Raw genomic sequence first — 8,581 nt, 5'->3', positions numbered from 1 at the left:
CCGCCGAGCGCTCGGCGGCGGCCTCGGCCATGGGCGCGACGAGCGGCCGCACGGTCTGCGCGGGACCGCCGATGCTGTTCAGGCCGAATGCCGCCGTTACCTGACGGACCAGCAGGTAGACGGTGAGGAAGCGGCCGGCGCTGAGGCCGCCGAGGCGGCCGATGAGATTGCGGGCCTGTTCGCGCAGGCCGTAGCGCTCCAGGAGGCCGATCACCGGGAGGACGATGGCGAAGACGGTGACCGAGCGGCTGTCGGCGAAGGACCGGCCGAAGGCCGCGAGGACCTCCAACGGGTTCATCTTGCCGAGCAGTCCGGTGACGACACCGGCGACGCCCACCACCAGGACGGGATTGCGGCGCGTGACGAATCCGAGAATCACCACGACCACGCCGAGGAGAACGATCATGCGGCGGCCTTCTTCGGGCGTAGGGGACGGGGTACCAGGCATGGCGCGGATTCGGAGGTTCCGAATCCGTGGGGGCTGCACGGACCCTAGGCGATTGTTGAACGATCGAACAAGGGGCGAGTTCACAATGGCGGCACGAACTGAGCCCCTTGTGGGATCGTTCAACAATCGTTTACCTTCAGGGGCGTGTTCGATCTCAACGCAGACCTCGGTGAGGGATTCGGCCGCTGGAGTCTCACCGACGACGACGCCCTGCTCTCCGTCGTCACCAGCGCCAACGTCGCCTGCGGCTTCCATGCGGGCGACCCCTCGGTGATGCGCCGCGTCTGCGACCTCGCCGCCGAGCGCGGAGTGCGGATCGGGGCGCAGGTGTCCTACCGCGACCTGGCCGGCTTCGGGCGACGCGCCATGGACGTGCCCGCCGACGAACTGGCCGCCGAGACCGCCTACCAGATCGGTGCGCTGCGGGTCTTCGCCGAGGCCGCCGGCGCCGAGGTCGCGTACGTCAAACCGCACGGCGCGCTCTACAACCGCACCGTCCACGACGACGAGCAGGCAGCCGCCGTCGTGGCGGGCGTCCAACTGGCGGGCGGGTCACTGCCCGTACTCGGGCTGCCCGGTTCCCGACTGCTCGCCGCCGCCGAGGAGGCGGGACTCACCGGCGTGCCCGAGGCCTTCGCGGACCGCGCCTACACCCCCCAGGGCACGCTCGTGTCCCGCCGCGAGGCGAACTCCGTGATCAGCGACGGAGACGCGGTCGTCCGACGCGCGGTGGCGTTCGCGGTGAAGGGCGCGGTCGAGGCCGTGGACGGAACGACCGTCGAGGTGGCCGCCCGCTCGTTGTGCGTGCACGGCGACACCCCCGGCGCGGCCCGGATCGCGGCACGTGTGCGCGAGGCGCTCGAGACGGCCGGCGTCGAGGTCGGGGCGTTCGCGTGACGGAAGACCGGCTCCTGCAGGTACGCCCCGCAGGGCAGCACGCACTGCTCGTCCAGCTGCCGGACGCCGAGCGCACCGGCGCCTTCCACGCCGAACTGCTGCGCCGGCGCGCGGCGGGGACCCTGCCACCGGTCGCGGAGATCGTGCCAGGGGCGCGCACCGTCCTCCTGGACGGCGTGCCGGACCCGGGCGAACTGGCCCGCCGTCTCGCCGACTGGGACGTGCCGTCCCGGCCCGCCGACGACGGCGGAGTCGTGGAGATCCACGTGCGCTACGACGGGCCGGACCTGGCCGACGTCGCCGCCCTGTGGGGGATCGGCACCGGCGAAGTCGCCGCGCGGCACTCCTCGTACACCTACCGGGTCGCCTTCTGCGGTTTCGCGCCCGGCTTCGGCTACCTCACCGGACTCCCACCGCACCTGAACGTGCCGCGCCGCGACACCCCCCGCACCCGGGTTCCGGCCGGGGCGGTGGCACTCGCGGGCCCCTACAGCGCGGTGTACCCGCGTGCCACCCCCGGCGGCTGGCAGATCATCGGCACCATGCCGGACCCGGCACCGCTGTGGGACCTCACACGCGCCGAACCGGCCCTTCTCACACCGGGAACGCGGGTGCGGTTCGTCGCCGAGGACGGTGCGGCATGAGCGCCAAGCTCACCGTCGTACGCTCCGGCGCCCTCACCACGGTGCAGGACGCGGGCCGGCGCGGCCACGCCCACCTGGGAGTCCCGCGCTCCGGTGCCATGGACGCGCCCGCGATGAGACTCGCCAACCGGCTGCTGGGCAACGACCCCGACGCCGCCGTCCTGGAAACCACCCTGACCGGCTGCGCCCTGCGGCCCGACCACGGCGTCACCGTGGTGGCCGGCGGCGCGCCCTGCCCGGTCACGGTCGACGGCCGGCCGGTGGCCTGGGGCGCGCCCGTACACGTGCCGGCGGGCGCGCTGCTGAACCTGGGCGCGGTGACCGCGGGCGTGCGCACGTATCTCGCGATCGCCGGGGGCGTCGCCGCCGAGCCGGTCCTCGGCAGCCGTTCGACAGACCTGCTCTCCGGCCTCGGCCCCGCGCCCCTGCGTGAGGGGGACGTACTCCCGCTGGGCACTCCCGTCCGGCAGCCGGCGCTGCCCGGCGCCGCGCCCTGGCCGGCGCCGCCCGCCCAACTGGTCCTGCCGCTGCGGCTCGGTCCCCGCGTCGACTGGTTCACTCCGGCCGCGCTGCGGACCCTGACCTCGGCCACGTACCGTGTGTCCCCGCACAGCAACCGCATCGGCCTGCGCACCGAAGGACCGCCGCTGGAACGCGAGTCGACGGCCGAACTGCCCAGCGAGGGCATGGTCCTCGGCGCGGTGCAGGTGCCCCCGGACGGGCGCCCGGTGGTGTTCCTCCACGACCACCCGACGACGGGCGGCTACCCCGTGATCGGTGTCGTCGCGGAAGTCGCCCTGGCCTCGGCGGCCCAGGCCCCCGTGGCGACGCCCGTGCGGTTCACGCTGGGGTGACGCGGCCGGTCGGCCACCCCGCGCGTCGAAGCCGGCACGGGGGCCGCCGGATGGGCTACCCCCGCAGGCGGACTGCAGCCCGGCCGCGCGGCCGGAGGTGCCGGGCACGACGGCTGCAACGGCCGATTGTGCGCTGCGTCACACGGGGTCCGCCCCCGGCCAGGTGGTCGCGGGCGGGGCCGAATGCATTCATGCTCCGTCCCCGTCTTGCTCGCGATGCTGCTCGTACCCGTCGTAGGGGACGAGTACAGCCCTGAGCTCGCCGCATGCCTCCAGCCTGCACCGGTGGTGTCAAAACTCACCGCCATTTCCGGGCCCACGGAACAAGGACCGCTGCCAGAACTCATCGACATGCGCTGTTCCTTGTCATCGACAGAGCCAACGGGTGCGGCTCCGCTGGTGAGGGGGAGCCGGAGTCGGTTATAGGCGCGCTTCATGAGCATGCGGTGGCGCGGGACTTGATCGCCTCCCACTGCTCGCGCGTCAGGTAGCGGCCGGAGACAGCCCGCAGGAAACCCGCAGGGCAATCAGATGGCGGCGCAGGCATGCGGCGAGGGCGAGCTCGCGGCACGAGCTTCCGTCCGGTAACTGCTCGGCCGGAAGTACGTCAGGGGCGCGGAGGCTTCCGCTCGCCAGCAGCGTGCCGTGTGCGGGGCGCGGCGGGCTTGCCCGAGAGTCGAAACACGGCGGTAGGGCCCGCCAGGCACAACCGCTGACCATCACGTAGATGATCGCCGCGAACAGCGTCTCACCAGGCGTGTCCTGCTTTCCGCCGCCCTGCGGCCGCACCTTCGACGGTGGGATCAGCGGCTCGGCGATCTCCCACAGCCCGTCCGGAACAATCCAACTCCACGTACCCCGCCCCAGGACAGCCCAACGAGCGATCACCACATAGGACACCGTCTTAGGACAGTCCGCAGGAGTGACCCTCGGGAAGTGGTCCCCGAGGTCGGTGGCGTCTTATGGCACCCGCACCAACCGTGCGGCTGCAAGCGGGAGGGCACCTGGTGCACGGTTTGGGCACCACCCACCGGGCCGAGCCGCTCCCGGGCCAGGCCCGGACCGCCGTTCCCTGGCCCGGGCGGGCGGTGGCCGGTCAGGGCTGGGGGCGGACGGTGAGGATCTGCTGTGCGTGTCCGACGGGGCCGGTGACGTCGTGCAGGACGGTGGCGGTGATGCCCTGGCCGGTGGGGCCGAAGGTCACCGTCGTGTCGAGTCCCGTCCAACGGCCTTCCGGCCGGCGGTGCAGGTGGATGGTCAGGTCGACGTTGGGGAACATCCAGTCGGTGGGCGGCTGGCGTACGGCGATGCCGTTGGCGGTGTCGACGAGGGCGATGTAGGACGCGAGGGGGCCCGCGGTCTGCCCGGCGACGAGGTCGAGGTGAGTGGAGACCCATGCGGTGGTCCGGCCCGGCTGCGGCGGTGCGACCGGGCGGACGTCCAGGGAGCCGATGTACCCGCCGGGCCACACGGAGGCCAGCGGCCAGGGCGCGAGCTCCTCGGGAGAGGTGAGCTTGTCCGCGGCGCCGCCGGCGACGGCGGTGGTGTCGCAGGAGGCGAGGAGCCAGGCGCGAGCACGGACCACGGGACGGTCGGCGATGAGCGCTACGGCCTCGATCAGTTCGATGGTACGGCCGGGGCGGATGGTCTCCACCTGGATCTCGCACTCGTCCAGGGCGAGGCGGCCGAGGATGTCGAAGCTGATCCGGGCCAGGACCAGGCTGTTGTCCGGCCGCGCGGCCAGGTGCCGGTCGATGGCGTGGACGATGAGGCCGCCGAGCGGGCTGAAGTGCTGTTCGGCGGGATCCCATGCGCCGCTCGCGTGGGCGGTGGGCTTGTAGCGGTGCTCATCGATGGGCTCGTAGTAGCTGCCGGCGTTCAACGGTGCATCCCTCTCGTGGCGGACGGCGAGTGCCGGATGGAGACGCTACATCGCGGTGCTGACCTGACCGGAGGCGCCTATGGCGCCGGAACCTGTGCTGTCTGCCACACGGACCTCGACCTGCGAAGAGCGTGCCGCCCGGACGACGTGGACGGCCATGTTCGCCGAGGAGGCCCAGCAGGGCGCTGCGGTGCCCTGGGAGCGGGCTCACGGCGGGCTCGGGGCGGCCGGCGAGAGCGCACGCGTGGGCGAGGGGCAGGTCGGGCAGGCAGTCGTCGAGGAGGCGCCGGACGAATTGACCGCACCAAGGGGATCGCCCGCGCACACCTCACCTCGCCCATGTGCCCACACCATACGAACCCGACAACACCTGCATGCGCCGAGCACATGTCGGATCGGCTCGCTGGGCCGTATCGTGCGCGACACGCGACCGGCCGATCACCCTTCGGTGCGCGACGAGACGAGGAGTCGCCGAAAATGACGCGTCACGCCGAGGCCTCCCGCCAAGAGGCCACGCCGGAGACCGATCCGTACGAAGAACTGGGCGTGCCCGTCGACGGCGGCGAACTCGCCGTGCTGCGCTGGCCCGCGGGCGACCCCGGCGCCCCCGTCGTGCTCGCGGTGCACGGCATCACCGCCAACGCGCTGTCCTGGGCCCGCGTCGCCCACCACCTCGCGGGCCGGGCCACCCTGATCGCGCCCGATCTGCGCGGCCGGGGCGGCAGCCGGTCGCTGCCCGGCCCGTACGGCATCGCCGCACACGCCGCGGACATGGCCGCGATCGCCGACGCCTTCGGGCTGCGGGGGGCGGTGCTCGCCGGCCACTCGATGGGTGCCTTCGTCAGCGCGTTCACCGGCGTGCACCACCCGACGAGGTTCGCCTCGCTCGTCCTCGTCGACGGCGGGCTCGGCTTCCCCGCACCGACTCACCTCGACCCGGACGCGCTGCTCGACGCCGTCATCGGCCCGGCGATGCGCCGGCTGGACATGACCTTCCCCGACCGGCGGGCCTACCGTGGCTACTGGCGGGATCATCCTGCCTTCGCCGGCTCGTGGTCGCCGTGGGTGGACGCCTACATCCAGCGCGACCTCGTCGGCACGGAGCCGCACTTGCGCTCGTCCTGCGTCCGCGACGCCGTGCGTCTCGACGGCACTCAGGTGCTGCGCGATCCGGAGGTACTGGCTGCGGTACGTGAACTGGAGCTGCCCGCCCGGCTGTTGTGGGCCGACCGGGGCCTGATGGACGAGCCGCAAGGGCTGTACGACGAGCGGCGGCTGGCCGCCGCGGACCTCACCCCCGCCCGGCCTGCGACGCACCGGGTGGCCGACGTCAACCACTACACCGTGCTCCTCGGCGACGACGGCGCGCGGACGGTTGCCGGCCATCTGCTCGACGCCGCGGGCCTCAGCGGCGGCATGGCCGGCACGAACGGCGGCTGAACCGGGACTCACTCGCCGGGCGGTCCCCATCGGCCACGACGTGCCACCACCCGTCGGCCGCCGCCGGCGGTTCTGCCGCTCAAAGATCGCTTCCTGCTCCGCGGAGGAAGCCCAGCAGGACGGTGTTGAAGCGCTCCGGCTGTTCCCCGCCCGGCAGGTGCCCGGCTTTGTCGAGGACGCTCAGCGTGGCGTGCGCAACGAGGCGCGCGATGGCCTCGGCATCGGCGACCGGGGTGTACACGTCGTCCGCTCCGACGACGATCAGTGTGGGCACACGGACGGTGGCGAGGGTGTCGCGGTAGTCGGGACGTTCGGCCCGCCCGCACAGGGCGGCTGCGACGCCTCGGAGGTCGGTGGCGCGCATCATGCCGAGGACGGCCGACGCGGTCGGCGACTCCGAGCGCGTCGGTCTCCGGTCAGGTGCCGCGCACCGTCGTCACCGCCGGTCGAGGGCGGTGGCGACCTGGTCCATGACGCGCTGCCAGTGCGTCCGTTGCCGTTCACGGTCCTCGGCGCTTGCCAGGTGCTCCTGGTGGAAGCGAAGCATCGTCCGGGACCCCTCGGCGGCGGGGGTGAGGGCGACCTGGACCGTTGTGGTGCCGTGGGTGACGCGGATGCGGTCCACGGGACGGTAGCCGCGCACCTCGCCCCTCACTCCTTCGGCCGTCCGGTAGGGGGTGCCCCGTTCCGGGTCGAGAACCGCGCCGGAGCCGAGCCAGAGGGCAATCCCCTCGGGGCTGCTGATGAAGTCCCAGACGGCGGGCGCGGGGTGGGGCAGTGTGCGGGGACACGCCGATCTGCCATCCGGCGTCCTTGGTGAGTCCTGTGGGCATGGGTGGCCACCCTTCCTCGGTGTGGCGGGCGCGCAGCGCCCTGACCTTGTGCCGGTTGCCGCAGTGCTCCGCGGAGCACCAGCGGCGGCTGCCGGGGCGTGAGGTGTCGACGTAGACGACGTGGCAGCCCTCGGCGGCGCAGGTGCGGATGCGGTGCGCGAAGGGGCCGGTCAGCAGCTCGATGGCGTCGCGGGCGACGGTGGCCGCCAGGTGCGTGCCGCTGAAGGCCCCGGCCCACTGCCGCCGCCCGTCCGGCGTGATGGCGGGGGCCAGGGCCGGACGGGCGGCTGCCGTGTTGATGACCTCCAGGTCACCGGGCGGGTGGGACTCGTCGCGCGTGTGGGCGAGGGAATGGCCTGGGTGCCTCTGCCGACGCTACAACAGGCTCGTGGACTTCCCTCGTGCGCTTCGCGAACGCCGTACCCGCCGTCACCTCAGTCAGCTCGACCTGGCACTGCCGGCGGGAACCACCCAGCGCCATCTCAGCTTCAACGAGTCCGGCAGATCCGCCCCCGGCCGGAACATGGTCGTGCGCCTTGGCCGAGTCACGGGCCCGCTCCGGCATCTGCGTAAGCAGCCGTTGCGGCGGGGTGGTACCGGTCGTGGCCGGCGCTGCGCACCGGGGTCCCGTATCCGCTCAACCTACGCGCTCGGCACCGCGGTCGGTCAACAGGATCGCCGTGATGGGCGTTGATAGGTCAAGCGGTCAAGGGGCCGTCCAGGATCAGCCGTCGAGGCACTCTCGGAAAGCATCCAACTCACGGCGCAGGCAAGGAAGAAGTGACGCTGTCCATGTCGTGAACCTAGCCGAGTCGACTGCGTGTGCAGTGCCCGTATCACTGGAACCGCCCTCTGCCGGGCACACGCCTCCCTTCCCCCAGAGCAGATCGACCGTCACCCCGTGGCTCTCCGCGCGCACACCTCTATCTCGATCTTCATCCGGTGGTCGGCGAGACCGCACATGAGCATCGTGGCGGCCGGCCGGACGTCGCCGAAGCAGCGGCGCAGGACCGGCCAGCAGGGCTCGAAGTCTTCGCGGTCGGGCAGCAGGTAGCGAACCCGCACCACGTCGGCGAAGGTGCACTTCGCCTCGGCCAGTGCGGCCTCGATGTTGCGCAGGCACTGCTCGGCCTGCTCCACCACGTCGTCGGAGATCGTCATCGTGGTGTAGTCGAACCCGGTCGTTCCGGACACATGCACCCAGTCACCGTCCACCACGGCGCGGGCATAGCCGATCTGCTCCTCGAAGGTCGAGCCACTGAGGATCGCACGTCGCTCTGTCATGCGCCGAACGCTAAGTGCCCCGGACAGATACGTCTAATACATCGCCAGACATGATCTGATATCTCTGGGCGTATGGAGCGCCCCGAACTCCCCCTCCCGCAGCTGCACGCCTTCGTCGTCCTCGCCGAGGAACTCCACTTCGGCCACGCTGCCGCTCGCCTCGGCATCGCCCAGCCACCGCTGAGCCAGCAGATCCGCCGCCTGGAGGACAAGGTCGGCCACGCGCTGTTCAGCCGCGAACCAGGACGCGTCACGCTCACTCCGGCAGGCCGCGAACTGCTGCCCGCCGCGCGGCGGGC

The 8,581-nt window shown here is 72.2% G+C and carries 8 protein-coding genes and 5 pseudogenes; 6 read left to right on the top strand and 7 right to left on the bottom strand.

Translation table 11 applies throughout. The features are described from left to right. The coding region (locus tag BZY54_RS45555; protein WP_143668318.1) for a 5-oxoproline transporter, DUF969 family subunit at positions 1–406 on the bottom strand (406 nt) is incomplete at its 3' end. 186 nt (positions 407–592) lie between these two features. Between BZY54_RS45555 and BZY54_RS45550 the strand changes: the two genes are divergently transcribed. Genes BZY54_RS45550 through BZY54_RS45540 form a run of 3 tightly spaced genes read left to right on the top strand, consistent with a single transcriptional unit; the run spans position 593 to position 2,843 of the window. Beyond that, positions 593–1,345: a LamB/YcsF family protein gene (locus BZY54_RS45550; RefSeq protein ID WP_086731223.1), complete on the top strand. Its 753-nt coding sequence runs from the start codon at positions 593–595 to the stop codon at positions 1,343–1,345. Then, a complete protein-coding gene (locus BZY54_RS45545; RefSeq protein WP_086731222.1) occupies positions 1,342–1,989 on the top strand; it encodes a 5-oxoprolinase subunit B family protein in 648 nt (215 codons plus the stop codon). Before BZY54_RS45550 ends, BZY54_RS45545 begins: the two co-directional genes overlap by 4 nt. After that, on the top strand, positions 1,986–2,843 hold the full coding sequence (locus BZY54_RS45540) for a 5-oxoprolinase subunit C family protein (RefSeq protein ID WP_086731221.1): 858 nt from the start codon (positions 1,986–1,988) through the stop codon (positions 2,841–2,843). Before BZY54_RS45545 ends, BZY54_RS45540 begins: the two co-directional genes overlap by 4 nt. 678 nt (positions 2,844–3,521) lie before the next feature. Here BZY54_RS45540 and BZY54_RS45535 read toward each other — a convergent pair. Together BZY54_RS45535 and BZY54_RS45530 are read right to left on the bottom strand one after the other, a co-directional pair. After that, a pseudogene (locus tag BZY54_RS45535) lies at positions 3,522–3,710 on the bottom strand (transposase); the annotation flags it as partial. Positions 3,711–3,939: 229 nt separating this feature from the next. Continuing rightward, on the bottom strand, positions 3,940–4,725 hold the full coding sequence (locus tag BZY54_RS45530) for a thioesterase family protein (RefSeq protein ID WP_086731220.1): 786 nt from the start codon (positions 4,723–4,725) through the stop codon (positions 3,940–3,942). A gap of 477 nt (positions 4,726–5,202) precedes the next feature. On the opposite strand from BZY54_RS45530, the gene BZY54_RS45525 reads away from it, so the two are divergent. Next, positions 5,203–6,165 carry an alpha/beta hydrolase gene (locus tag BZY54_RS45525; RefSeq protein WP_086731219.1) on the top strand — a complete coding sequence of 321 codons (963 nt, stop codon included), beginning with the start codon at positions 5,203–5,205 and terminating at the stop codon, positions 6,163–6,165. Positions 6,166–6,244: 79 nt separating this feature from the next. On the opposite strand, the pseudogene BZY54_RS45520 reads toward BZY54_RS45525, so the two are convergent. From BZY54_RS45520 to BZY54_RS45510, 3 pseudogenes are all read right to left on the bottom strand, one after another. Beyond that, a pseudogene (locus tag BZY54_RS45520) lies at positions 6,245–6,550 on the bottom strand (alpha/beta fold hydrolase); the annotation flags it as partial. Positions 6,551–6,601: 51 nt separating this feature from the next. Continuing rightward, positions 6,602–6,998 (bottom strand): annotated as a pseudogene (locus tag BZY54_RS45515) (SRPBCC family protein). A gap of 9 nt (positions 6,999–7,007) precedes the next feature. Continuing rightward, a pseudogene (locus BZY54_RS45510) lies at positions 7,008–7,346 on the bottom strand (CGNR zinc finger domain-containing protein); the annotation flags it as partial. A 40-nt stretch (positions 7,347–7,386) separates the two neighbouring features. Between BZY54_RS45510 and BZY54_RS54225 the strand changes: the two are divergent. Then, positions 7,387–7,536, top strand: a pseudogene (locus BZY54_RS54225) (helix-turn-helix domain-containing protein); the annotation flags it as partial. Between the two features lie 356 nt (positions 7,537–7,892). Here BZY54_RS54225 and BZY54_RS45500 read toward each other — a convergent pair. After that, positions 7,893–8,282, bottom strand: a complete 390-nt coding sequence (locus tag BZY54_RS45500; protein WP_086731218.1) for a RidA family protein — start codon at positions 8,280–8,282, stop codon at positions 7,893–7,895. Positions 8,283–8,354: 72 nt separating this feature from the next. Between BZY54_RS45500 and BZY54_RS45495 the strand changes: the two genes are divergently transcribed. Next, positions 8,355–8,581, top strand: a 227-nt coding sequence (locus tag BZY54_RS45495; protein ID WP_143668315.1) for a LysR family transcriptional regulator, incomplete at its 3' end; no start/stop codon positions are given.

Origin of the sequence: Streptomyces carpinensis, from assembly GCF_002154505.1 — a bacterium.
GTDB classification, from domain to species: domain Bacteria; phylum Actinomycetota; class Actinomycetes; order Streptomycetales; family Streptomycetaceae; genus Streptomyces; species Streptomyces carpinensis.
The sequence above is the reverse complement of the archived record's forward strand: the minus strand, read 5'-3'. Positions and strand labels throughout refer to the sequence as shown.